This window comes from Acidovorax sp. KKS102 (assembly GCF_000302535.1).
In the GTDB taxonomy this organism is placed as follows: Bacteria; Pseudomonadota; Gammaproteobacteria; order Burkholderiales; family Burkholderiaceae_C; genus Acidovorax.
On record NC_018708.1, the window covers coordinates 3,227,360 to 3,251,476 of the forward strand.

Annotated in this window: 22 protein-coding genes and 1 pseudogene; 6 read left to right on the plus strand and 17 right to left on the minus strand. The window is 67.1% G+C overall.

Going from position 1 to position 24,117, the window contains the following annotated elements; genetic code table 11:
* Positions 1–19: 19 nt before the first annotated feature.
* The 6 genes from nusA to C380_RS14765 form a co-directional block, all read right to left on the minus strand.
* Positions 20–1,504 carry a transcription termination factor NusA gene (nusA, locus tag C380_RS14740; RefSeq protein ID WP_015014652.1) on the minus strand — a complete coding sequence of 495 codons (1,485 nt, stop codon included), beginning with the start codon at positions 1,502–1,504 and terminating at the stop codon, positions 20–22.
* A gap of 80 nt (positions 1,505–1,584) precedes the next feature.
* Entirely contained in the window at positions 1,585–2,181 is a 597-nt protein-coding gene (gene rimP, locus C380_RS14745) for a ribosome maturation factor RimP (protein ID WP_015014653.1), read from the minus strand.
* 276 nt (positions 2,182–2,457) lie between these two features.
* The gene (locus C380_RS14750) at positions 2,458–5,886 is read right to left on the minus strand and encodes a DEAD/DEAH box helicase (RefSeq protein WP_238544024.1); all 3,429 of its coding nucleotides are present in this window, start codon (positions 5,884–5,886) and stop codon (positions 2,458–2,460) included.
* Positions 5,887–6,009: 123 nt separating this feature from the next.
* Positions 6,010–6,411, minus strand: a complete 402-nt coding sequence (locus C380_RS14755) for a thioredoxin family protein (RefSeq protein ID WP_015014655.1) — start codon at positions 6,409–6,411, stop codon at positions 6,010–6,012.
* Between the two features lie 60 nt (positions 6,412–6,471).
* Complete coding sequence (locus tag C380_RS14760; protein ID WP_015014656.1) at positions 6,472–7,752, minus strand: c-type cytochrome; 1,281 nt, start codon at positions 7,750–7,752, stop codon at positions 6,472–6,474.
* 14 nt (positions 7,753–7,766) lie between these two features.
* Entirely contained in the window at positions 7,767–8,579 is an 813-nt protein-coding gene (locus C380_RS14765) for a c-type cytochrome (protein WP_015014657.1), read from the minus strand.
* 141 nt (positions 8,580–8,720) lie between these two features.
* On the opposite strand from C380_RS14765, the gene C380_RS14770 reads away from it, so the two are divergent.
* Together C380_RS14770 and C380_RS14775 are read left to right on the plus strand one after the other, a co-directional pair.
* On the plus strand, positions 8,721–10,178 hold the full coding sequence (locus C380_RS14770; protein ID WP_015014658.1) for a PLP-dependent aminotransferase family protein: 1,458 nt from the start codon (positions 8,721–8,723) through the stop codon (positions 10,176–10,178).
* A 324-nt stretch (positions 10,179–10,502) separates the two neighbouring features.
* Positions 10,503–10,859, plus strand: a complete 357-nt coding sequence (locus tag C380_RS14775; RefSeq protein ID WP_043565484.1) for a hypothetical protein — start codon at positions 10,503–10,505, stop codon at positions 10,857–10,859.
* 533 nt (positions 10,860–11,392) lie between these two features.
* On the opposite strand, the gene C380_RS25580 is transcribed toward C380_RS14775, so the two are convergent.
* Together C380_RS25580 and C380_RS25585 are read right to left on the minus strand one after the other, a co-directional pair.
* The gene (locus tag C380_RS25580; protein WP_238544025.1) at positions 11,393–12,292 is read right to left on the minus strand and encodes a sensor domain-containing diguanylate cyclase; all 900 of its coding nucleotides are present in this window, start codon (positions 12,290–12,292) and stop codon (positions 11,393–11,395) included.
* 3 nt (positions 12,293–12,295) lie between these two features.
* Positions 12,296–13,129 carry a hypothetical protein gene (locus C380_RS25585; RefSeq protein WP_238544026.1) on the minus strand — a complete coding sequence of 278 codons (834 nt, stop codon included), beginning with the start codon at positions 13,127–13,129 and terminating at the stop codon, positions 12,296–12,298.
* A 207-nt stretch (positions 13,130–13,336) separates the two neighbouring features.
* On the opposite strand from C380_RS25585, the pseudogene C380_RS25890 reads away from it, so the two are divergent.
* Both C380_RS25890 and C380_RS24770 read left to right on the plus strand, forming a co-directional pair.
* Positions 13,337–13,405: pseudogene (locus C380_RS25890) on the plus strand (hypothetical protein); the annotation flags it as partial.
* A 100-nt stretch (positions 13,406–13,505) separates the two neighbouring features.
* The gene (locus C380_RS24770; RefSeq protein ID WP_193353830.1) at positions 13,506–13,664 is read left to right on the plus strand and encodes a hypothetical protein; all 159 of its coding nucleotides are present in this window, start codon (positions 13,506–13,508) and stop codon (positions 13,662–13,664) included.
* Between the two features lie 167 nt (positions 13,665–13,831).
* Here C380_RS24770 and C380_RS14785 read toward each other — a convergent pair whose 3' ends face one another.
* The 3 genes from C380_RS14785 to C380_RS14795 are packed head-to-tail and all read right to left on the minus strand — an operon-like array spanning position 13,832 to position 15,734.
* On the minus strand, positions 13,832–14,485 hold the full coding sequence (locus C380_RS14785; RefSeq protein WP_015014661.1) for a DsbA family protein: 654 nt from the start codon (positions 14,483–14,485) through the stop codon (positions 13,832–13,834).
* A gap of 3 nt (positions 14,486–14,488) precedes the next feature.
* A complete protein-coding gene (locus tag C380_RS14790) occupies positions 14,489–14,821 on the minus strand; it encodes a hypothetical protein (protein WP_238544122.1) in 333 nt (110 codons plus the stop codon).
* A gap of 46 nt (positions 14,822–14,867) precedes the next feature.
* Positions 14,868–15,734: an MBL fold metallo-hydrolase gene (locus C380_RS14795; RefSeq protein ID WP_015014663.1), complete on the minus strand. Its 867-nt coding sequence runs from the start codon at positions 15,732–15,734 to the stop codon at positions 14,868–14,870.
* Positions 15,735–15,859: 125 nt separating this feature from the next.
* Here C380_RS14795 and C380_RS14800 point away from each other — a divergent pair, with 125 nt between their 5' ends.
* The gene (locus tag C380_RS14800) at positions 15,860–16,753 is read left to right on the plus strand and encodes a LysR family transcriptional regulator (protein WP_015014664.1); all 894 of its coding nucleotides are present in this window, start codon (positions 15,860–15,862) and stop codon (positions 16,751–16,753) included.
* Positions 16,754–16,921: 168 nt separating this feature from the next.
* Here the strand turns inward: C380_RS14800 and C380_RS14805 are convergent, their stop codons facing one another.
* The 3 genes from C380_RS14805 to C380_RS14815 are packed head-to-tail and all read right to left on the minus strand — an operon-like array spanning position 16,922 to position 19,704.
* Complete coding sequence (locus tag C380_RS14805) at positions 16,922–17,914, minus strand: tripartite tricarboxylate transporter substrate binding protein (RefSeq protein WP_015014665.1); 993 nt, start codon at positions 17,912–17,914, stop codon at positions 16,922–16,924.
* Positions 17,915–17,956: 42 nt separating this feature from the next.
* Positions 17,957–18,319 (minus strand): hypothetical protein, encoded by a 363-nt coding sequence (locus C380_RS14810; protein WP_015014666.1) that lies wholly within the window; start codon positions 18,317–18,319, stop codon positions 17,957–17,959.
* Positions 18,320–18,333: 14 nt separating this feature from the next.
* The gene (locus tag C380_RS14815; protein WP_015014667.1) at positions 18,334–19,704 is read right to left on the minus strand and encodes an acyclic terpene utilization AtuA family protein; all 1,371 of its coding nucleotides are present in this window, start codon (positions 19,702–19,704) and stop codon (positions 18,334–18,336) included.
* A gap of 106 nt (positions 19,705–19,810) precedes the next feature.
* On the opposite strand from C380_RS14815, the gene C380_RS14820 reads away from it, so the two are divergent.
* Entirely contained in the window at positions 19,811–20,704 is an 894-nt protein-coding gene (locus C380_RS14820) for a LysR family transcriptional regulator (protein ID WP_015014668.1), read from the plus strand.
* 383 nt (positions 20,705–21,087) lie between these two features.
* On the opposite strand, the gene leuD is transcribed toward C380_RS14820, so the two are convergent.
* From leuD to C380_RS14835, 3 genes are read right to left on the minus strand one after another with little or no spacing between them, the layout of a single operon-like run.
* On the minus strand, positions 21,088–21,765 hold the full coding sequence (leuD, locus tag C380_RS14825) for a 3-isopropylmalate dehydratase small subunit (protein ID WP_015014669.1): 678 nt from the start codon (positions 21,763–21,765) through the stop codon (positions 21,088–21,090).
* Positions 21,762–23,180, minus strand: a complete 1,419-nt coding sequence (leuC, locus tag C380_RS14830; RefSeq protein WP_043566630.1) for a 3-isopropylmalate dehydratase large subunit — start codon at positions 23,178–23,180, stop codon at positions 21,762–21,764. The genes leuD and leuC overlap by 4 nt, the downstream gene beginning before the upstream one ends.
* A 30-nt stretch (positions 23,181–23,210) precedes the next feature.
* The gene (locus C380_RS14835; protein WP_015014671.1) at positions 23,211–24,110 is read right to left on the minus strand and encodes an alpha/beta fold hydrolase; all 900 of its coding nucleotides are present in this window, start codon (positions 24,108–24,110) and stop codon (positions 23,211–23,213) included.
* Between the last annotated feature and the right edge of the window lie 7 nt (positions 24,111–24,117).

The window sequence follows — 24,117 nt, forward strand, 5'->3', positions numbered from 1 at the left end:
GTTCGTGCCTCCCTGACCTTTACTCTTGCCCCGCGAACCAGTGTTCGCGCGCCTTCATGATCAAGGCTTTGGCTTCTTCTGCAGACTGTCCGGTCAGGTCGGTCAGTTCATCAATGGCCAGGTCGGCCAGGTCGTCACGTGTGTGCACACCACCCTCAGCCAACTTGGCAATGAGCTCGGGGGTGAGGCCTTCGAGATCGCGCAGGTCCTGGGAGACCTCTTCCACGCTTTCCTCACGGGCGATTTCCATGGTGAGCAGCGCATCCTTGGCGCGGGCGCGCAACTCGTTCACGGTGTCTTCGTCGAAGCTTTCGATCTCCAGCATTTCCTGCAGCGGCACATAGGCCACTTCTTCCAGGCTGTTGAAGCCTTCGGAGATCAGGATGTCGGCGATTTCCTCGTCCACATCCAGCTTTTCCATGAACAGCTTGCGGGCCGTGTCGGTCTCGTTGGCCTGCTTTTGCGCGCTTTCGGCGGCGTCCATGATGTTGATCTTCCAGCCGGTCAGGTCGGACGCCAGGCGCACGTTCTGACCACCACGGCCGATGGCGATGGCGAGGTTTTCCTCGTCCACGACCACGTCCATGGCATGCTTTTCTTCATCGACCACGATGGAGGACACATTGGCCGGGGCCAGTGCGCCAATCACAAACTGTGCCGGGTCTTCAGACCACAGCACGATGTCCACGCGCTCGCCAGCGAGTTCGTTGGTCACCGCATTCACGCGGGTGCCGCGCACGCCGACGCAGGTGCCGATGGGGTCCACACGCTTGTCGTGGCTCAGCACGGCGATCTTGGCACGCGAGCCGGGGTCACGGGCGCAGGACTTGATCTCCAGCAGGCCTTGCTCGATCTCGGGCACTTCATTGCGGAAGAGTTCGATCATGAACTCGGGTGCCGAGCGCGACAGGATGATGGGCGCGCCACGCAGGGTCAGATCCACTTCCATGATCATGGCCCGTACGCGGTCGCCGCTGCGCAGGTTTTCCTTGGGGATCATTTCGCTGCGGCGCAGGCGACCTTCCACGCGGCCGGATTCGACAATGATGTCGCCCTTGTCCATGCGCTTGACGGTGCCGGTGAAGATCTTTTCGCCGCGCGACATGAAGTCGTTCAGCAGCATCTCGCGCTCTGCGTCGCGGATCTTCTGCAGGATGACCTGCTTGGCAGCCATGGCACCGATGCGGCCGATGGGCACGGACTCGACGCCCTCTTCGATGTATTCACCCACCTCGATGTCCGGGATGCGCTCTTTGGCATCCATCAGCAGCTCTTCGGCTTCGGGGTTCTGCAGACCGGCGTCGTCGGGCACCACCAGCCAGCGGCGGAAAGTCTCGTAATTGCCGCTGTCGCGATCAATCGACACGCGAATGTCCACCTCGCCCTGGTACAGCTTCTTGGTAGCCTGGGCCAGGGCCGACTCCACGGCGCCCAAGACCACATCACGCTCCACGTTCTTCTCGCGCGAAATGGCCTCAACCAACATCAACAATTCGCGATTCATGCGACGACTCTCCTATTTCAATCACCCGAGGGCGGGGGCTGCGCGCTGCGACCACCCACCCCACAATTTTCTGCAGCAAATCAGGCAGGTGCTGCCCCGGCCTTGCCTGCACGCCCCTTGAAGTCCACGATGGGCGCCAGACGCACATCCCGGCACTCGTCCAAGGTGAAGCCCATGGCCTGCAAAGGGGCGGGCACGCGTTTCTTGCTGACTCTTTGACCTGGCTTGACCGGCGGCTCGTCGCTCCAGACGATCTGCCAGCCACCAGCCTCGGCCCGCTCCAGCGTGCCGCGAAATTTCTTGCGGGTGGCATTGACTTGCCCTCCCGCTGCTGCGGCGCCAATGGGCGCCTTCAGGGTGATGTCGATGACCGAACCTTCGAAGCGCACGAAGTCTTGCTCGTGGCGCAGGGGCCGGTCGATACCGGGGGATGACACTTCGAGGCGCTTGTACTCGACGCCATCGACCTCCAGCGCAAACTGCAGCTGGCGGGTGACCTTCTCGCAATCCTCGACCGTCACGAACTGCTCGATCACGGGCTGGGGGGCATCAGCGGCTGGCTGCCCCCAGGGCAAGTCGATGGTGACGCGCAACAGGCCGCCGGCAGAGCGCTCGATCTCCACCAGGTCATATCCCAGTCCCGTCACAATTTGTTCAACGACTTGCTGTAGTGCCACGTGCTCAGTTCAATCCCGGAAAAACAAAAAACCCGATAACCCCCGGAGACTCTTCCCCGACAGCTTCGAGCTCCAAAAGCGTTCGACCAAAAAAAACGGGCGGTTGGTACCCGCCCGTTTGGTCGTGAGAGTCGTATTGTAGCGTGCAAACTGTTGATTTGCAAAGGCACGGGTTCGGAAAACTGTTGTCAACCGGCCCCAGCCAGTGTTCATGCGGCCTGCGGGGCCGCAGCGCACCAAATCAGCGTCTTGCGCTTGTCCCACATGCGCTACCAGCTATGACACTGATAGCGGCTGCAACAACTCTGCCAGATCGGTTTCGGTGAAGAGCGGCTCCTTGCGGGCGGCCGCGCCGCTGTACAGGCTGTCTGCCAGCTCGGCCTTGCGCTCCTGCAGCGCCAGGATTTTCTCTTCAATCGTGCCCTGCGCCACCAGCTTGATCACCCACAGGCTTTGCGTCTGGCCGATGCGGTGGGCGCGATCGGTGGCCTGGTCCTCTACTGCCGGATTCCACCAGGGATCGAAATGGATTACGGTGTCGGCCTGCGGCAGGTTCAGCCCCACCCCGCCCGCCTTGAGGCTGATGAGAAACAGGGGCACCTGCCCGCTGGTGAACTGCTCGATGATCGCGTCGCGCTTGACACTCTGCCCCGTGAGCTTGACCCAAGGCAGGTTGCGCGCCTTCAGCTCGGCCTCGATCAGGGTGAGCATGCTGGTGAACTGCGAGAACACCAAAACGCGCCGCCCCTCGGCCAACATTTCAGGCAGCAGTGCCATCAAGTGGTCGAGCTTGGCCGACGTCTTGACCTTGGCAGCAGCCTCTAGCGGCACAAGCTGCGGGTGGCAGCACACCTGCCGCAGCTTGAGCAGTGCGTCCAGGATCGCGATCTGCGATTGCGCCAGCCCCTTGGACTGCAGCGCCTCGCGCACGGTCTTTTCCATGCCCAGGCGGATGGTTTCGTACAGATCGGCCTGCGCGCCCTTCAGCTCCACGGGCATGACCGATTCCACCTTGGGCGGCAGCTCACCCGCCACCAGGGCCTTGGTCCGCCGCAGCATGAAGGGCGTGATGCGCGCCCGCAGTTGCGCCATGCGCGCGCTGTCGCCTTGCTTTTCGATGGGTGTGCGAAACACTTCCTTGAAGCGCGTCGCGCCGCCCAAAAAACCCGGCATCAAGAAGTGGAACAGGCTCCAGATCTCGCCCAGGTGGTTTTCCATGGGCGTGCCCGACAGGCACAGCCGGTGGCGCGCCTGCAGCTCGCCCACGACCTGCGCGGCCTGGCTGCTGGCGTTCTTGATGTTCTGGGCCTCGTCCAGCACCACCAGGTGCCAATGGTGTGCCAGCCAGCGTTCGCGGTCGCGTTGCAGCAGGGAATACGGGGCGATGACCAGGTCGTGCAAGGTGACTTCATCGGCCACTTCGTGCCGACCCGCGCCATGCAGCACCAGGCACCGCAGGCCCGGGCAAAAGCGGGCGGCCTCACGCTGCCAGTTGCCCATCAGGCTCACAGGGGCGATCACCAGGGCGGGGGCAGTCAGCCGCCCCGCGTCTTTTTCGACCTGGATGTGCGCCAAGGTCTGCAGCGTCTTGCCCAGGCCCATGTCGTCGGCCAGCACACCGGCCAGGTCGTGGGCCCGCAAAAACTGCAGCCAGTTCAGCCCTTGCTGCTGGTACGGGCGCAGCGTGGCGCGCACGCTGGCGGGCAGCGGCACCTCGGGCAAGGCGCTGGCGCCACGCAGCTGGGCCACCATGTCGTGCAAGGCAGCGGCGCCCCGCCACACCGCGCCCTCGCCCAGCGCAGCGCTGGTGCGCAGGGCATCCAGGCGCGAGAGCTTCAGGCTGTCGGCGTTGAAGTCGCGCGCTCGGTCGCCCGCCAGATCCAGCAGCGCGGCCATCCAGGGCCGCAGGGTATCTGTCGGCAGGCGCACAAACCCGGCACCGGTCAACGAGGGCATGTAGACATGTCCCGGCAGCTGGGGCAAGCCCGTCGCAGGGTCCAGCGGCTGCGCCGCTGCGGCGGCAATCAGATCGGGCAGCCAGGGCAGGATGTTGTGGCGCACACCATTGATCTCCATGCCCAGCGACAGCGCAAACCAGGGCGATGTGGTCGCGTCATCCCCCTCAGGCTGCAGCACCACATCCAGCCGGTCGGCGTGCTGCACCCAGCCCTGCAGCGCCGCGTCCAGCGTGACATCAAAACCCGCGTCGCGCAGCCCTGCAAAGCCGTTGTCTGCCCAATGCATCCAGTCATCCTGCGCACGCTCGCCAGGGATGCCGAACAGGCCGTCGTCGGTGGCCAGGAGACCCAGACCTTCCAGACGCTCGACAGCATGGCGCTCAGCCACCGCATCGCGCTGCAGCAGCACCTCGCCGCCGTCGGCACCGGGCACCAGCACCGCGAGCTCCTGCCCTGCCCACCAGCCCACATGGCCCTGGTAGTCAAAACGCAAGTGCGCGGTGATGAGCCCCATTTCTGCCACCCTGTCGGCAGGCGACGGGGCCAAATGCAAGCGCGCCACGGGTTTTACCCCCCGCACCAGCGTGAGCGGACCCAGCGCCGGAGGCAAGGGCAACACGCCGCCAATGCGGCGCACCACCTCGGCATGGTGCTTTTGCAGGGCGGCGGCAGCAAGCGCGGGCGCCTTGAGCAGCATGGCCACCTGCGCAGGGCTCAGGCCCTCGGCGTGCACCGGGCCGCAAACGCCCTGGACGGCGTCCAGGTACAGCGGCGGGTGGTTGTCGCACAGCATGGCGGTGTCGCCCGGCAGCCGTGCCTGTAGCCCCCAGACAGCCTCGCCGCCTTGCGCAGGCGTAGACGTCTGCCATGCCCACGTGATCGGCAACGGGTCGCCCCATCGCAAAGGCGCGCCCACAGTGGACCCACCCGCATCCACAAACAGGCGGCCCGTGGCCGCTGCCTGCTCCAGCGCCAGCAGGCCCACCGCGCCCTCCAGCACCCCGATGGGCGCGACGCTATAGGCCGAGTAGTAGCCCACGCTGCGCGGCATGGCGCGCAGCAGCTGCAGCACCTGGCGGTCGGCATCGCTGGCGCGGTCGTACACGGCCTGGCCAGGTGCCGGCTGGGTGCGGATCTGCTGCGGCTTGGCCCAGCCGCCCGTGAGCTTGGGGTACGACACCACGGCCTCCAGCTGCAGCTGCGGCACGCTGGTGCGCGCCCGCCCTACGGTGGAGACCAGATAGAGATAACACTCGGGCCGCCCGGGCCGTGCAACCGGGTCTTGCGGCACCGCAACGCCCAGGGCGCGGTCCCACTCCTGCAGCCAGTGCAGCAAGCGGGCCTCGGCCTCGGCGCGGGCCAGGGCCTCTTTGCGCTCCTGCATGGCCTTGAGCGCATCGGCAGCGCGTGTAGACGACGGGCCTTGCGCCGGATCACGGTGCGCGGCCTCCAGGGTCAGGGCCACGGCGTGTTTGCAGTCCGCCCCCACGGGACAACTGCAATCGCCCGACCATTGCTTGACCTGGCCGTTGGGCGCAAGCACTAGTTGCACAGACACCTCATACGGGTGGGGCAAGCTGCCCTGCACTTCCCCCGCCAGGGCCCAGCGCCCCTCGGCTGGCTGCCGAATACCCACGCGCACCACGTCGGCCTGGCGGTACAGCTCCATGCCCCGCTCCCACGCGCCCTTGTCGCACTGGGCCTGCAGTGAATTGAGCGGGAACCAGGGTGGGCGGGGTGTGGACACGGATTTCGAGCAAAAAGTGGCTGTAGCGCTAATGAATCATGCGCTATCAGCTATCAAATAAAGAGCATTCAGACAATGAGCGGAGTTACGGCAACGACCGCTACCAGGCCGCAAGACCGCCCACTAGCCGCCGCGCGCAGCACGCACCCGGTCAAAAACGCCCTGGGCGTCGCCCCCCACCCCAGCCCCCCCGGGCGCCGCCCCCTGCAGGCTGGTCAACAACCGTGTCAGCACCGGCGCCTGCGGCAACAGCGGCCCCAGGAACAGGGCCCGCTCGCCGTCGGCAATCAGCAGGGTGGGAAAGGTTTCCACGTCCAGGTCCCCGACCAGATCGGACTCGTCTTCAATGTCCACCCATTCAAACCGCACGTCCGGGTGCGCACGGGCCAATTCGTCGAACAAGGGGCGGTAGATGCCGCAGGTGCCGCACCACGCTGCGCACAGGCACACGGCCCACCAGCCGCTGGGCGTGGCGCCCCCCGGGCTCGTGGGGGTGGGTTCGGGCAGTGCGGCGGGACTGGACATCAAAAAGGCTCCTGGAGGGCCGCGCTGCGGGGCGGCGGGCGCTGGCCCCGGGGCCTGGCGCTACATGCCGCGCCGCTCGCGCGCGCGATAGACCTCGATGGTACCCACACCCGGCGCCTGGTTGCCCCAGCTGTTGCGCACAAAGGTGGTCACCGCCGCCACTTCTTCGTCCGACAGGGTCTGCTGAAACGGCGGCATGCCATGCGGACGCGGGTTGCCTGCCGTGGCGGGCAGGTAGCCGCCCTGCAGCACCACGCGCACCAGATTGGTCGGGTCGGCCAAGGTGACGGCGCGGTTGCCCGCCAGCGCCGGGAACGCGCCGGGCTCGCCCTGCCCCCGGTCGCCGTGGCACTGTGCGCACTGCTGCTCGTACACCTTGCCGCCCCGTGCCATTGCGCTGGCAGGCGGCGGGGCTACGGAGGCGGGCGCCTTGTGATCCTGCTGCGGCAGGGCTTGCAGGTAGACGGCCATGGCGCGCGCATCGGCGTCGCTCAGGTACTGCGTGCTGCGGAACACCACCTCGGCCATGGGGCCCAGTACCGAGCCCTGCGGGGCCACACCGGTTTTGAGCAGCGCCACCACGTCATCGGTACGCCATTCCTTCACGCCCGCCTCGTGCGCCGCATTGAGCGCCGGGGCATACCAGTTCTGCACCGGAATCAGGCCGCCAGTGAAGGCCTTGGCGTCCGATGTCGCGCCCAGTGCATTGCGCGGCGTGTGGCAGGCGGTGCAGTGGCCCAGGCCGTTGACCAGATAGGCGCCCCGGTTGTATTCGGCCGTCTGCGTGGGTTCGGCGGCGGGCACTCCGGGTGCAAAAAACAGCGCACGCCATACCGCCAAGGCCGCCTGCGTGTTGTACGGAAAACGCAGCGCGTGGGCGCGGTTGGCGTCTGGCGCAGCGGGCAGGCTTTGCAGATAGGCAAAGATGGCGTCCGAATCCTCGCGCGTCACCTGCGTGTAGTTGGGGTACGGAAACGCCGGGTACAGCAGCCGCCCGTCCTTGCTGCGGCCATGGTGCATGGCGCGCCAGAACTCGGCCGAGGTCCAGCTGCCAATGCCTTGCGCTTTGTCGGGCGTGAGGTTGGAGCTGTGCACCACGCCAAACGGCGTCTCGATACCGCGACCGCCCGCAAACGGCGCGCCGCCTGGGGTCGTGTGGCAGGCCATGCAGTTGCCAACGCGGGCCAGGTATTCGCCGCGCTGCACCAGTGCAGGCGTGGATTGCAGCGTCTCGGTGGCGGGCAGCGGCTCTTCGCCGCGCAGGTTCAGGGAGATCAGCGCTGCAGCAGCAATGCCCAAGCCGGCCAGAACGGAAGAAATCGTCCAAAGGATGCGTTTCATCGGTGCATCCCTTCTCAGCGTGCAGCTGCAGCAGCGACGGGAACCTCCGCCACACCGCCGCAACGCGCCGGCATGGCGGCGGGCAGCGTGCGGGCCGGCTTGCCACCCGCCGCCACGGGCTGGGCGGCCAGCCAGGCCGAGACAGCGCTCACGTCATCGGGCGTGAGCTGGCGCGCAATGTCGGCCATGCAGTCGGGCACATGCGCGCGGCGCTGGCCGGTCTTCCAGGCACCCAGCTGGCTGTTGAGGTAGTCACGCGGCAGGCCCAGCAGGCCGGGGATGGACGGTGCCACCCCCGTCATGGCCGCACCGTGGCAGGCCACGCAGGCCGGGATGTTGCGCCCAACGTCACCCCGCTGCACCAGCACGCGCCCGCGCTCCAGCACGGCGGGTGGCACTTGCGGCGCAAGCGGCGGCGGGTACGGCAGGTCCTGCGCGGCAAAGTACTCAGCCATCTCGCGCAGGTAGTCGTCTGTCAGGTGCTCGATCAGGTACCCCATCTGCGGGTAGCTGCGCCGCCCATCGCGAAAGTTGAGCAACTGGTTGGTCAGGTAGCCCGCTGGCTTGCCCGCAATGCGCGGAAAGTAGCCATCGGGCGTGGCGCGGCCCTCTTTGCCATGGCAGGCGGTGCAGGCCAGCACGCGCGATGCCATGGACGACGCAGGCACCGTGGCCGCAGCGGATGCGGTGGCCACCGGCGCTGCAGGGGCGGTGGTGGGAGGCGCCGTCTGGGCCACGGCACCAGCGCTCAAGGCCAGCGCCAGCACGGCAGCGGCCGAAGGCAGGCAGACAACGGGGCGCAGCAGGCTGCGCAAGCAATCGATCATGGCTTTTTATCTCTGGAGAAACTGTCGGTGGGCGTACGCCCACACAGTCCGCCACTCTACGCCCGACCATAAAAACAGTACAGATTCAGTTTCGAGTTAAAAATACAGATCAGTTTGCCCTGTATCAACCTCGCCCCGCCCATGAAGCGCTACGAACGCCACGCTGACGCCATCGCCCAGCTCATCCACAGCGGCGCGCTGCGCCCCGGCGACCGCGTGCCCTCGGTGCGCGAGGCCAGCCGCACACGGGGCATCAGCCCGTCCACCGTGTTCGAGGCGTACTACCTGCTGGAGGCCCAGGGCCTGATCCACGCCCGCCCGCGCTCGGGCTACTACGTCAGCACCCGGCTGCCCGGCGCCGCCGAGGCCCGCCCGGCCGAGCCCCAGCCCTCCCAGCCCGCAGTCACCTCCACCGAGGTGGCTATCAGCGACCTGGTGTTCGAGGTGCTGGGTCTGGCGCGCGACCGCGACCTGGTGCCCTTAGGCTCGGCCTTTCCGGGGCTGGAGCTGTTTCCGCTGGAGCGCCTGGCGCGGTGCCTTGCCAGCGGCATGCGCAAGCTCGACCCGTGGAACATCGTGCAAAGCCTGCCACCCGGCGACGAACGCCTGCGCCAGCAGATCGCGCTGCGCTACGGCGTACACGGCATGGCGGTGGACGTGGAAGAAATCATCATCACCAACGGCGCCATGGAGGCCCTCAACCTCTGCCTGGAGGCCGTCACCCAGCCCGGCGACGTGGTGGTGGTCGAATCGCCCACCTTCTACGCCGCGCTGCAGGCACTGGAGCGGCTGAACCTGCAGGCGCTGGAAATCGCCACCCACCCGCGCGATGGCATTGACCTGACCGCGCTGGCCGAGGCGCTGGAGCGCCAGTCCTCGCACAAGCCCCACCAGCCCATCAAGGCCTGCTGGCTCATGCCCAGCTTTCAGAACCCCCTGGGCAGCCTGATGCCCGAGGGCAAAAAACGCGAACTGGTCGCCCTGCTCGCCCGCCACGGCATACCGCTGATCGAAGACGATGTGTATGGCGAGCTGCACTTTGGCCCCCAGCGGCCGCCGCCTGCCAAGGCGTTTGATACCGAGGGGCTGGTGATGCACTGCAGCTCGTTCAGCAAAAGCCTGGCGCCCGGCTACCGCGTGGGCTGGGTGGCAGCGGGCCGCCAAGCCACAGCGGTGCAGCGGCTCAAGCTGATGACCACGCTCTCGGCCGCCACGCCGTCGCAGCAGGCGTTGTCCGAATACCTGGCCCAGGGCGGCTACGACCGGCACCTGCGCGCCCTGCGCCGCAGCCTGGAACAACAACAGGCGATTGCCCTGGCGGCCGTGGCGCAGCACTTCCCGCCCAGCACCCGCGTGTCGCAGCCTGAGGGGGGGTACTTTTTGTGGGTGGAACTGCCACCCCAGGTGAATGCGCTGGAGCTGCACCGCCTGGCACTGCAGCAGGGCATCAGCCTGGCGCCGGGGCAGATCTTCTCGGCCGACCAGCGGTTTGCGCACTGCGTGCGCATCAACTACGGGCATCCGGCGCAGGGGCGGCTGGAGGCCGCGCTGGCCACCGTGGGCCAACTGGCCACGGATTTGGCGACAGCCGTTCCGTAGAGCGCAGCAAAGACAAAATAACTATCAAAAACGATAGCATGAAAGGCATACGGATGTAGCGCTTAGGCCCATTTCCATCAAAACCCTGGCATCCGCACACGGCGCGCGGCCCTGGCGCCACTTGACCGCGTTACCCCCGCCAGCCCACACCGCGCCAGCCTTGCACCACGCTGACACCTCACCCACCACGTTGGAAAGGCCCAACCTCGGGTTCTCCCGCAGCAGGCATGGCGCTTGCAGCGGCATACTGGCGCCCGCTCGCACCCCGGGCAATGCACCACGGCGGCCCACCCGCCCCGCCCCCTAACCCCAACGCCCAGCACCATGGCCGCACCCCAGCATGTACCGTTTGTGATGGTGGAAGACGAAGACGACTGGGTGGTCTCGTTCGCCCTGGGCCCGCAAGGTGCCGACCGCCTCACCCTGGTGCGTACCCCCCACCTCGAATTCATGCTGCGGCCCGAGCAACGCGGCGTATCCGTCGGCGCCGAGGCCGGCCAGCGCCCCGCCCTGCTGGTGGCGGTGCAATGGGGCCACAAATGTGTGGACGTGGTATCCACCGCCAAGCGCTACAGCCTGGACATCAGCAAGGTGGACAAAGCCACCCGCAACGCGGCGCTAAGCCTGCTGGGCAAGATGAATTTTGACCAGCGGTTTCAGCTGGCTGACGGCTACCCTTGACTGCCTTCCTCCGGCAGCCCTGGTTGCCCCAGTGGACGCACGGGCTGTGCTGATCCACGCAGATGTGGCCCGCAGCGCGGCCCACCAATTCGCGCATAAGCCCCGTACCCGCGCCAAGTCACGCCTGGCCCCTGGCGCACATCGATGGGCTCGCGGTGTCGCGCCAGCACCATCCTGTCGGGCCGCATCCTGGCTACTCGCATGCTGGTGGCGCCCAGGTCGGCGCCAATCACCACGCCCGGGGCTTCGGCACGCCGCCCGCCAGAAGACTCCTGCAGGCCCACCTAGTCCAGCAAAAGTGACACAGCCGAAGGTGGTCCTGCGTCGGAGGGCACACATCAGTGGCCGGTCTCTGGGCAATGGATGAGCAGCGCACGGCTTGAGACCGCTCCGGCTCACCACCTCCCGAGCCCATAGTGCAAGCCATCGGCCGGCTGCCCCAGCCAGCACCGCATGGCGTTGCACGCCACTGCGAGCACCATCGCCCGGAGCCAACCACGCTGTACTGACTCGTGCAGCAACAAGCAGCCGGATCAGGCCGCCAACTGCACCTGGTTGCGGCCTTTGGCCTTGGCCGCGTAGAGTGCGGCGTCGGCGCGTGCGAAGAGATCGGGCAGCGAGGCCTGGAGGCCGGCCGACCGCACCGCCAGACCGAAGCTGGCGCTCAGGTTCAATATGCTGCCATCGGGCAGGTGCAGCGGCTGCTGCTGCAGGGCCTGACGCATGCGCTCGGCCAGGGACAGCGCCGCCTGGTCATCGCAATCGGGCAACAGCGCGATGAACTCCTCGCCGCCATAGCGGGCCAGCAGATCGCCACTGCGCAGCTGCGCCTGCGCGATTTGTGCCACATGTTGCAGCACCTGATCGCCGGTCTCGTGGCCATGCTGATCGTTGATGCGCTTGAAATGGTCTAAATCGAACAGCAGCAGCGCCAGCGGCCAACGGTGGCGTTCGGACTGGGCCAGCTGGGCCGGCGCCAGATCGTCAAAGGCGCGGCGGTTCATGAGCCCGGTCAGATGGTCGCGGTGGCTGAGCTGGCGCAGCTCGGTGATCAGGGTCTGGCGCTCGGCCTCCAGCTCCTGGGTCCGTTGCAGGCTGGCCTGCAATGCATGTACTGCGGCCTGCAGCTCGCCGATCTCGTCGCTGCGCTGGATGACGGGCAGCTGCTGGTTCAGCTGGCCTCGCATCAGCTCCACCATGTGCCGGGTGCTGAGCAGCAACGGCGACAGCACACGGCGACGCAGCGTGATGAACACGCCGACCTCCAGCGCCAAGATACAGCAGCCGATCAGCGCGTTAACGCGCAGCCGCTGCCAGGCTGCTGCCACCTCCGCAAGTGCCTGTTCACGGCCGACCTCGTGCAGCGTGTCGCGCAGCTCGACGATGCTGCGCATCGCCGGGACATAACGGGAGACAAACTGAGCCGAATCCATGCCCTAGGGCTGACCGGCCAGGCCGCGGGCGGTAATCTCGGCGATGAAGGGCAGGCCCTGACCGAAATAGCGTTCCTGCTGGGTCTGCAGCGCGGCATCGATGCGCGGGTCGGACAGGCTGGTGCGCGCCTTCACGTCCAGCAGGGCCTTGAGCTGCTCAATGCGGCCGAGCAGGCGGGGAATGCCGTCACGCTCTTGCGGGCCGAGCGGCGAGCCGCTAGCCAGCGGCGCGGTGAATTGCGAGCCTAGGCGGCCGGCATGCTCGCGCAGCTCGGTCGCGTAGCGCGCGCCGACCAGCGGCAGCGACAGACTGGGGTGGATACGCTCGGCGCTGGCCGACAGCAGGGTGACCGTCTCCAGCACCGTATCGACGACCCCAAACATCTGGTCGATGACCTGCCGGGTGCTGCGCTTGTCGACGGCCGCGCGCTCGGCATGCGGTAGTGCCGCCACGCGTTCGAGCTCCTGCCGTGCCGCCTGCATCTGCGCGCGCGCCCGCTCCAGCACAGGCAGAGCGGTCTGCAGCTCAGCCTCCTCGCGTCGGCGCAGCCGCGTCAGCGCTACATCGAAGGCAGCATCGGTTGCCTGTTGGAACTGCGTCAGGCGCTGGCGCAACGCGTCCGAGGGCGGGTAGTTAAGTACCGGGATGGCTGGGCCGCGCTCAGCCGATGCGTGTTCGGCGACCTGCATGGCCGAGTAGGCCAACTCCATCGCCTCCAGACCGGATTCAGCGCGGCGCACGCCCTGCCAGTCCGTCCACATCGTGCGCACCAGCATCAAGGAGACCAGACCGAGCAGCAGCACGGTGGTGCAAAGAAAAAGACGGATCAGGCGCATGGTGGCAAATATTGTCGGCGCTGCCGCTGCGCCTGTACTTGCGCATGCCGGCTATTTTTCCCGCCCAGCATGTTTTTCGCACCGTTCTCCTGCTCTCGGCTGCACTGTTTGTCACCGCCTGGCCGTGGCTCTAGGTAATTCCCTAAAGCGGCCCACACCACTACCCCGGTCGGCGGTCTTGTGCGGCGACACCCCATACCGCACCAGATGTTCCAGCTTGCCTTCAAGCGCGCAGTCTCTGCCGCAGGCATCAACAAGCCGGCCTTGCCAAATGCCCAACGCGACGCAATTGCGATGCACCTGCTGCGATCTGGCACCGACATCCGTACGGTGCAAGGTCCCCACGGCCCCAGGCATCCGCACCGATGCCAATACGATGACTATCGTGCCCGGCGTGTATGCCGCGGGCGATCTGACGATGACGCGGCACAACGCCACGCTGGCGTCAACCGAAGGGGTGCTGGAGGGTATGGGGGAGTACCAAGCGCTGGTGTTTGGCAACCGAAAGGCGTGGGGACCAAGGCAAGGGGCCTGACTCACCAGCGCCTGCGCGAGGCGCTTCATGCACGCATTGGAGGGGTGCGGGCAGACACCATGGTGGTGTATGCGCAACGCCCTGCGATGCGGAGGGCGCGCGTTGGCAGGAGCGCTGTGCTGAACGGGAAAGGCGTCCTCGATGCGGCACCGTCCCCACCGCGCCGCTCAGGCCCGAGTCACCTGCTGCAACAGCGCATCAAAGTTGCCGTACAAGGCCTGACCACCCAGCACGCGGCGGCCGGTGGCGGCGTCGCCCACTGCGAGTTGTGGCACGCCTTGTGCGCCCAGGGCTTGCATGTCGGCCCGGGCGGCGGCCACGCGCTGCAGCATGGCGGCGCGCAGGGCGTCGGTGGGGTCGCGCACCAGGGTTGCAGCGGCGTGCAGGCCCAGGGTGCCCAGTACATCGGCCAGCACGGTGGGCGCTGTGGTGTCGCGCCCGTCCACGTAGCGTGCACGCTGAAAGGCCTGCAATACCTCCAGCTCGCGCACGGGCTCGGTCTGCGCCACGGCGGTGAGGGCCAGCGTGGCGTGGCCTGAGTCAAAACGCCCGGCGGGTTGGGCCAGCACCTGCTCGCGGTACGCCTGGCTGAATGGCTGGCCGGTGAGCTGCGCGATGCGCTGGTCGTTGGCCCAGGCGTAGCCGGCAAATTGCGCGTCCATGGGCCGGGCGCCGGGGCCTGCAAACAGGCCGGTGGGCGCCAGCACCACCTGCACGCCGGGCGTGGCCTGCAAGCGGGCCAGCACGGGTGCGGCGGCGTAGCACCAGCCGCACAGAGGGTCGAACAGGTACGTCACGGTGACGGTGGGCGTGGAGGACATGGATCAGGGTCTCTCTTCAGAATCTTCAGGATCAGGCGGTGTGGCGGCGGCCGGTACCGCTGCGGGTGCAGCCTGGGCAAGCTGGGTAAGGTGTGCGGCCAGCGCAGCTTCAAACGCTGCAATTTCTTCGGCCAGCGTGCCCCGGCTGCGGAAATGGCGGGCGGCGCGGTCGTACCAGTTTTCGGCGTCTTCCAGGTCGCCCTCTTGCAGGTGCAGGATGCCGTGCAGCCAGGCGCCGAGCATGGAGCCGTCGTGCTGCACCAGATCGTGCGCCGCATTCCAGCGCCCGGCGTGCAGGTGCTGCAGGACTTGTTGGAGCGGGTGCGTGGTCACGATCTGGTTCCTTTCAACAACTTGCTTTGACAGCTTTCAACACGTCATCTCACCACTTCATCTCGCCCTTGTTGACCTTGGCGCCGATGTCCAGCGACAGGCCCATGGGCGCTGCGGGGTAGGCCTTTTTCATCGCCTCGATGAGTTCGGCGCTGGTCTTGGTGGCGGCGGCGTTCTTCTCAAACGCTTGCAGGTAGACCTTGGTGTAGCTGATGTTGGCGGCATCCAGCGCGCCGCCGGCGGGCATGTGGCCGGGCACCACCACGGTGGGCTGCAGGGCTGCCATCTCGTCGAGCTGGGCCACCCAGGCGCTGCGCTCGGCCACGGTTTGGGTGTCGGCCGTCCACACATGGGAGTTGGTGCCAAACACGCCGATGGTGCCCACCACGGCCTTGATGGACGGAATCCACGCATACGGGCGGTGCGCCAGCAGGCCGGTGGTGCCACGGATCTCGACCGTCTGGCCGTCCACGCTCAACGTGTTGCCAGCAATCGCCTTGGGCAGCACGGGCGTGCGCGGTGCGTTGGCACCCATCTTGGGGCCCCAGAAGGCGAGCTTGCCGGCGAGCTTAGCGTTGATCTTCTCCAGCACGGCGGGCGTGGTCACCACGTCGGCTTGGGGGAAGATTTCTTTCAGCGTCTCGACGCCAAAGTAATAGTCGGGGTCGGCCTGGCTCACGTAGATGGTCTTCAGCTCCTTGCCGGTGTCGAGCACGTTGGCGGCAATGCGCAGCGCATCGGCACGGGTAAAGCCTGCGTCGATGACCATGGCTTCTTTCTCGCCATAGACCAGCGTGGAGTTGACGTTGAAGCTGTTGCCGTCGGCGTTGTAGACCTTGACCTGCAGCGGCTGGGCGGCCTGGGCGCCGGTGAAGGCAACGGCAAGGGTGGCGGCGATGAGGGTGGTGCGGAACATGGTGGTTTCTCCAGGGGTTTTAAGCGTTTGTGCAGAGGACGTAATGAAGTTTATTTGCACCAATCGATCTAATAAACCCGATAATCCGCGCATATTTGTTTCACCAATCGATCAAATAACCCCTTATGGACCGCCTGACCGCCATGCATGTTTTTGCCGAAGTTGCCACCAGCGGCAGCTTCAGTGCCACGGCCGACAAACTGGAGATGTCGCGGGCCATGGTCACGCGCTACGTGGGCGAGATGGAGCAGTGGCTGCAGGCCCGCCTGCTGCAGCGCACCACCCGCAGCGTGACGCTGACCGATGCGGGCGAGCACGCGCTGCGCCGCTGCCAGCAGATGCTGGCGCTGTCGCAAGACCTGGAGGAAGAAACCGCTACCACCACCGAGGGCGCGTTGCGCGGGCAGCTGCGGCTGACCTGCAGCGTGTCGTTTGCGTTTGCGCAGATGGGCGCAGCGATTGCGGATTTTCTGGCGCAGCACCCGCAGCTCAAGATCGACCTGGACGCAAGCGAGGGATCATTGAACTTGGTCGAAAAGCGCATCGACCTGGCGATCCGCATCAGCGCCGAGCCCGACCCGCTGCTCATCGGCCGGCCGCTGGCGCGGTGCGATTCGGCGCTGGTGGCATCGCCCGCCTACCTGGCCGCGCACGGCGTGCCCAAGTTGCCTGCCGACCTGGCGCAGCACCGCTGCCTGAGCTATGCGAACTTTGGCAAAAGCGTGTGGCAGCTGACGCGCGGCGAGGTGGTGGAGCGCGTGGGCGTGAGCGGCCATTTCAGCGCCAACGAGGCCACCACGCTGATGCGCGCGGCGCTTGCGGGCGGCGGCATTGCGATGCAGCCGACGTATCTGGTCAACCCGTATCTGCACAGCGGCGAACTGCAGGCCGTGCTGCCACAGTGGGACTTGCCGGTGATGACGATCTATGCGCTGTACCCATCGCGCAGGCACTTGTCGCCTGCGGTGCGGGCGTTGCTGGACTTTTTGGTGGAGCGGTTTGCGGGGGCGCCGTGGTGAGGGTGGCTGGCCAGGCCACACACAGCCACTACGCTTTTGATAGCTACTCAGGCATGTTCCTCTAGCGCATCCGGCCACTTTGGGTAGAAATCTCCCCCACCCCTGGCAAAAGGAAGAACACGGCCCGGTTCAACAGGGCGTGGCCCCTACTGATGCAGGACCCGCAACTCACTCCGCCTCGATACCAGCGGCCTTGATCACCTTGCCCCACTTCTGGGTTTCGGCGGCCTGGAACTTGGCGAGTTCATCGGGCGTGGTGGTCCAGGCTTCGGAGCCTGCGTTGTCGTAGAAGCTCTTGGCAGCGGCGCTCTTGGTAGCAGCCGTCAGCAGCTCGTTGAGGCGCGCCACCACGGGCGCGGGTGTGTTGGCGGGCACGTAGGCCGCAAACCAGTAGCCCATGTCGTAGCCCTTCACGCCCGCTTCATCCAGCGTGGGCACATCGGGCAATTGCGCGCTGCGCTTTTGCGTGGAGTAGCCCAGCGCACGCAGCTTGCCCGCCTTGACTTGCGGCACGCCGGTGGAGGTGTCGGTGATCATCAAATCGATCTGCCCGCCCAGCAGGTCGGTGATGGCCAGCGGGTTGCTCTTATAGGGCACATGAAGGATGTCCACGCTCGCCAGCTGCTTGAGCATTTCGCCCGCCATGCGGCTCGATGAGCTGCCGCTGCCAAAGCTGAGCTTGCCAGGGTTCTTCTTGGCAAAGGCCAGCAGCTCGCCCACGTTCTTGTACGGTGCGCTGGCGTTGACCACCAGCACCTGGCCGCCCTTGCCCAGGCCGGTCACCGGCGCAAAGTCCTTCACCGGGTCGTACGAGAGCTTTTTGTACAGGTGCTCGTTGGCGGCGTGGGTGGTGTTGGTGGTGATGAGCACGCTGTAGCCATCGGCCGCCGACTTGGCCACGGCCGACGCCGCGATCATGCCGCTGGCACCCGCCTTGTTGTCGATGACCACGGGCTGCTTGGTATCGTTGGTGATGGACTGGCCCAGCGCGCGCGCCAGCTGGTCGGTGGCGCTGCCTGCGGCAAAGGGCACGACAAAGGTGATGGCCTTGGCCGGGTAGGCACCGGCCGCCTGGGCCAAGGCTGCTGGGGCGTGCAATGCGCCCAGCGCCAGTGCGGCGGCAGTGGCGAGCAGAGCGCGGCGGGGGGATGAAGGGGTCATGTTGTCTCCTGGTGTTGGTATGGATAGAAAAGAAAAACGGTGCTACACAGAAGGGCCGCCAAAGTGCGTTGCGAGGTGTGCGGGCACGGTGACAGGCATATCGAGCAGCAGGTAGCTCAGTGCCTTGCCATGGCTGTCGAGGTTGAGCGAGTCGTTCACGCCGCCGTCGAGCACGTCGTCCAGCACGAGGTTCATGGCCTGCAGCTGGGGCAGCAGGTAGCGTGTGACCTGGCGCGGGCGGCGCTGAGCAAACTGCTGTGCCACGGCGGCCTCGGTGACTTGTTCGACCAGCACATCCCACAGCGCGGGGTGCCAGGCGATGACGCTGATGTTGGAGCGGTTGCCTTTGTCGCCGGTGCGGCTATGAGCAACTCGATAAAGCGGAACGGTGATGGTGGTTGTCATGGTGTGTGTACTCCTCAATCCACCATCTCAAAACGCACGGCCACGGCCTCGCGCGGCACCAGGCACGACACCGTGCCCAGGCGTGGGCGCATGGCGGTGCGCACGCCACCACCGCCCGCGGGGCCGCAGGTGTAGAGCGCGGTCACCTCGCGCACCAGGCGCTGGGCGCTGGCGTGGTCGCGGTGCTGCAGGGCCACGCGCAGGCGCACATCGCGGTTGTCATTGTGGGCATCGCCCGCTGCGGGGTCGTCCTGCCAGCGGCTGGTGTCGTCGCCAAAGATGCTGGTCACGCCGATCAGGTCGATGCGCAGCGGGCCCAGGCCCTGCAGGCGCTCGCGCAGCACCTCGCCCGCCAGGCGGGCGCGGGCCTCAGCGCGCGGGCCGGCGTAGGAGATTTCGCCCTCGGCAAACCAGCCCGATTCAAAACACACGTTGACCTTGAGCGTGGCGGGCCGCGCATGGCCCTGCACGCCCTCCAGCCGCACCGCGTCAGCGCCCACCGTGGTCACGCGGGCGGTGGTGATGTCGGCCACCACATCGGGCGTGAGGTACGCCGCCGGGTCGTGCAGCTCGTACAGCAGCTGTTCCTTCACCGTGCGTTCGGTGATGCAGCCGCCTGTGCCCGGGGGCTTGGTGATGGTGCAGTGGCCGTCGGCGTCGATTTCGGCAATGGGGTAGCCCAGGTGCGCCAGGCCCGCCACATCCTTGTAGCCGGGGTCGGCAAAGTAGCCGCCCGACACCTGCGCGCCGCATTCGAGCAAATGCCCGGCCAGGGTGGCGCGGGCCAGCCGGTCCCAGTCGTCCAGCGCCCAGCCGTAGTGGGCCAGCGCGGGGCCCAGCACCAGGGAGGGGTCGGCCACGCGGCCGCAGACCACGATGTCGGCGCCCGCGCGCAGCGCATCGGCAATGGCCTGTGCGCCGATGTAGGCGTTGGCGCTGACGATGGGCTCGGTGGGCATGGCGCTGCCCAGCGCACCCTGCAGCAGCGCGCGGTATTCGGGGCCGCTCAGGTCGTCGCCCTGCAGCACTGCAATGCGCGGGCGGGCCAGACCCAGCTCGGCCGCCAGGGCGTGGATGCGGCGCGCGGCACCGTGCGGGTTGGCCGCGCCAAAGTTGCTGACGATGCGCACGCCGTGCGCCAGGCACTGCGCCAGCACGGGGCGCAGCAGGTCCACCAGCAGGGGTTCATAACCGGCATCGGGGTCAGTGCGGCGCACGAGCTGGGCCAGCGCCAGCGTGCGCTCGGCCAGCGTCTCGAAGATGAGCACCGCGGGCTGGCCGCTGGCGATGAGCGCCTGCACCACGGGCAGGGCCGCGTCGGTGCGGTCGCCCGAGAAGCCGGCGGCGCAGCCCACCAGCAGCTTGGTTTTATGGTCGTTCGGCATGAATCCGTTGTCTCCTGAGCGTGACTGTAGGAATATGGCTGTATTCTGTGAAATCGATTGTTACGATGAATCCATCGGAAATGCAGATGAATCACATTCACCCCGAATGAGCGCCCCTCACCTCTCCAGCCGCCAGCTCGACGCCTTCCTCGCGCTGGCCGAACAGCGCAGCTTCACGCGCGCCGCCACCTTGTGCCACCTGTCGCAGCCTGCGTTCAGCGCCCTCATCCGCGCGCTGGAGGACGACCTGGGCCTGCGCCTGTTTGACCGCAGCACGCGGCATGTGGACCTGACGCCCGAGGGGCAGAACTTTCTGGAGTCGGCCCGCCGCATCCGTGCCGAAATCACCAGCGCCCTGGCCGCCGTGCGCAGTGCCGCCACACTGCAGCGCGGGCGTGTGGCCGTGGCGCTGCTGCCATCACTGGCGGCGGGCTGGCTGCCGGGCGTGCTGGCGCAGTACCGCACGGCGCACCCGGGCATCGAGATCGATATTGCCGATGTGCTGTCCGAGCCCTGCATCGACCGCGTGGCCAGCGGCCATGCCGACTTTGCACTGGCCGCGATCCGCGCCGACACGCCCGCGCTGCAGGCCGAGCCGTTTTGCAGCGACGACTTTTACCTGGTGTGCCCGACCGACCACCCGTTGGCGCGCAGGCGCAAGGCCATCACCGCGCAGGACCTGGCCGCCTGGCCCTTCATCCACCTGGCGCGCACCAGCAGCGTGCGCCAGTACCTGGAGGCCGCCCTGCACCCGCAGGCCATGCACACGCTGATGGAGGTGGAGCAGCTGGCCACCGTGATGGGCATGGTGCGCGCCGGGCTGGGCATCAGCGTGGTGCCGGCGCTCACGCTGTTTCACTTTGAGCAGCCGGGGCTGGTGACGCGGCCGCTGTCGCTGCCGGGGCTGACACGGCAGATCTACCTGGTGCGGCGGCGGGACGAGAGCTTGTCGGTGGCGGCGCAGGCGCTGTATGCGCTGGTGATGGCGCAGCGGCCTTGAGAACCCATTCATGATCTTTTAGAACCTGTTCAAGATCTTTTCGGGGTCGCACAAGCGCCTTGCCGGGATGGGATACAAGGCGCGGGGTGCAGTTGATAGCTCGGCTATCAACAAGCGCCGCAACGCCGCAGACCGCCCGGCAAGGCACTTGCCCTAAGGGTTGGAGTGAAATCGGGCGATTGGACGCCTCGGCTGCTTGCATGGGCACGAGCCCATGCGGCGCATCCGAAGCATCCACTCATCCCGATTGCACTCCAATGCGATCCCTGAAAAGATCTTGAACAGGCTCTAAGGGGATCACCTGGGAGGGTGGCCCGCCCCCCCCCCCGCAAAGCCACGCAGGTGGTCCAGGGGGCAAGATCAGCCTGCGGAACAAAAGCGGCTCAGGCCCCTTGGCTGGCAGCGCTGAGCCGCGCCCGCGTGCGCAGTGCCACGTCCTTCACCCAGGGCTGGGCGGCCCAGTGCTTTTCTGCAAACGCCTCTATCTGATCGGCATACGACAGCGATGCACCAATCACATCCAGCCCCTGCAGGAACATGCGCTGGTGCCGGTCCGACAGCACGAAGGGTGCGCTGTGGCCTGCGCTGCACACCACGCGCTGCTGCACGTCAATCGACAGTGCCAGCGGGCCCGGCAGCGCAGCGGCTTCTGCCATGAAGGCCTGCACGTCGGCCTCGTCCACCATGGCCAGCAGCAGCCGGTTGTTGAGGGCGTTGGAGTAAAAAATTTCGCCAAAACTCGACGCCACCACGGCCTTGAAGCCGTACTGCTGCATGCCCCATACGGCGTGCTCGCGGCTGGAGCCGCAGCCGTAGTTGGAGCCCGCAATGAGCACGTCCACGCCAGCGAAGGCGGGCCGGTTTAGCACAAAGTCTGCGCGCGGCTGCCCCGCGCCATCAAAGCGCAGGTCGTACAGCAGGCCCGGTGCCAGGCCCGCCTTGTCGATGCCCCGCAGGAACTGCTTGGGCATGATCTGGTCGGTGTCGAGGTTGGGCGTGGCCAGCACGGCGGCTTGGCCGCGAATCACGCGGTGGTCGGCAGTGTTTTTGTCGGTGGTCATGCGGTGGTCTCCAGGCTGCGGACGTTGGTGATGCAACCCGTGACGGCCGCGGCGGCGGCCATGGCCGGGCTCATCAGGTGCGTGATCGCCCCCCTGCCCTGGCGGCCTTCGAAATTGCGGTTGGTGGTGGATGCGCAGCGCTGGCCAGGGGCCAGCACGTCGTCGTTCATGGCCAGGCACATGGAACAGCCGGGCTGGCGCCACTCGAAGCCGGCCGCCACCAGGCGCGCGGCAATGCCCTCGGCCTCGGCCTGGGCCTTCACCGCGCCCGAGCCGGGCACGACCATCGCGCGCACGCCCGGGGCCACGCGGCGGCTGCCAACGACGCGGTCCACCTCGCGCAGGTCCTCGATGCGGGCGTTGGTGCACGAGCCGATGAACACGTGCTGCACAGGCACGCCCGCCAGCGGCTGCCCGGCGGACAGGGCCGTGTAGCGCAGGGCCTGCTCGGCGCTGCTGCGCTGCACGGCGTCGGTGATGTCCTCGGGCCGGGGCACAGTGGCGTGGATGGCCATGGCCTGGTCGGGGCTGGTGCCCCAGGTGACGAAGGGGGCCACCTCGGCCGCGTCGAACACATGCTCCACGTCGAACACGGCATCTTCGTCACTGTGCAGCGTGGCCCAGTGGGCCAGGGCCTGCGCGCGCACGCCGCCGGTGATGTCCGGAGCCTTGCTCAGCACGTAGTCGGTGGCGGTGGCGTCGGGCGCGATCAGTGCGCCGCGCGCACCCGCTTCCACCACCATGTTGCACAGGGTGAAGCGCGCCTCTACCGACAGCGCGCTGATGGCGCTGCCGCAGAACTCGACCACATAGCCGCGCGCTCCCTGTGCGCCGATGCGGCTGATGATGAGAAGGATCAGGTCCTTGGCCGTAGTGCCGGTGGGCAGCGTGCCGTCCACGCGGATGCGCATGTCCAGGGCACGGCGGTAGACCAGGGTCTGCGTGGCCAGCACATGCTCCACCTCGGACGTTCCGATGCCGAAGCCCAGCGCGCCCAGCGCGCCGTAGGTGGTGGTGTGGCTGTCGCCACAGATGATGACCATGCCGGGGCGCACCATGCCGTGCTCGGGCGCGACCACGTGCTCGATGCCCTGCAGCGGGTCGTTGGTGTCGAACAGCGGGATGCCATGGCGGTCGCAATTGGCCTTGAGGTTGCTGGCCTGCAGCGCTGAAGGGGGGTCTTGAATGACCCGGTGGCGCACCGGGTGCGTGGGAATGATGTGGCTCACCACCGCCACGTTCTGCCCCGGCACGGGCACGCCGCGCCCGGCCTCGTGCAGGCCAGCGAAGGCCTGGGGGCTGGTGTATTCGTTCATCAGGTGCAGGTCGCAAAAGAGCAGCACGTTCTGTTCGTCCAGAACGGCCACGGTGTGCGATGCCACCAGCTTCTGGTAGAGCGTTGCGTGTGTGGTCATGGTCATCGTGATGGGTGTGAGGGGAATGGGCTATTGGCCCGCCAGCAGGAAAGGCAGGGCAGATTCCAGCAGCGCGTCGGGCGCTTCTTCGGCGATGTAGTGGCCGCAGGGCAGCGCATGGCCGCGCACGTCAGTCGCCACGCGCTGCCACTCCTTGAGCGGCTCAAAGCACTGATGCACCACACCCTGCTCACCCCACAAGGCCAGCAGAGGCATGGCGAGTTGGCGACCCGCATCGCGGTCGGCGCGGTCGTGCACCAGGTCAATACCAGCGGCGGCGCGGTAGTCCTCGCAGATGCCGTGGGCCGTGCCCGGCAGGGCCAGGCAGCGCACGTACTCGGCCAGGGCACGCGGGTCGAACGGGGCCAGGCCTGCACTGCGCCGGCCCATCACGTCGCGCACATAAGCAGCGGGGTCGGCCTCGATCAGGCGCTCGGGCAGTGGAGCGGGCTGAATCAGGAAGAACCAGTGCCAGTAGGCACGGGCGAAGGCGTTGCTGGTCTGCTCGTACATGGCCAGGGTGGGCGCGATGTCCAGCAGCACCATGCGCGAGACCGCCTCGGGTTGGTCGGCCGCCAGGCGGTGCGCAACGCGGGCGCCCCGATCATGGGCCAGCACGGCAAAGCGCGCATGGCCCAGGTGCGCCATCACGGCCAGCATGTCGGCGGCCATGGTGCGCTTGCTGTAGCGCAGGTGTTCGGCATCGCCGTCGGGCTTGGCCGAGTCGCCGTAGCCCCGCAGATCCGCCAGCACCAGCGTGAAGTGCTGCGCCAGCACGGGCGCCACCTTGTGCCAGATGGCCGAGGTCTGCGGGTGCCCATGCAGCAGCAACAGGGCAGTGCCCGTGCCGCCGACCAGCGTGTGGATGTGCTGGCCGTCGGGCGTGGGCACGCGGTGAGGAGTGAAGCCGGGAAAAAGTGAAGTGGTCATGGGCGAG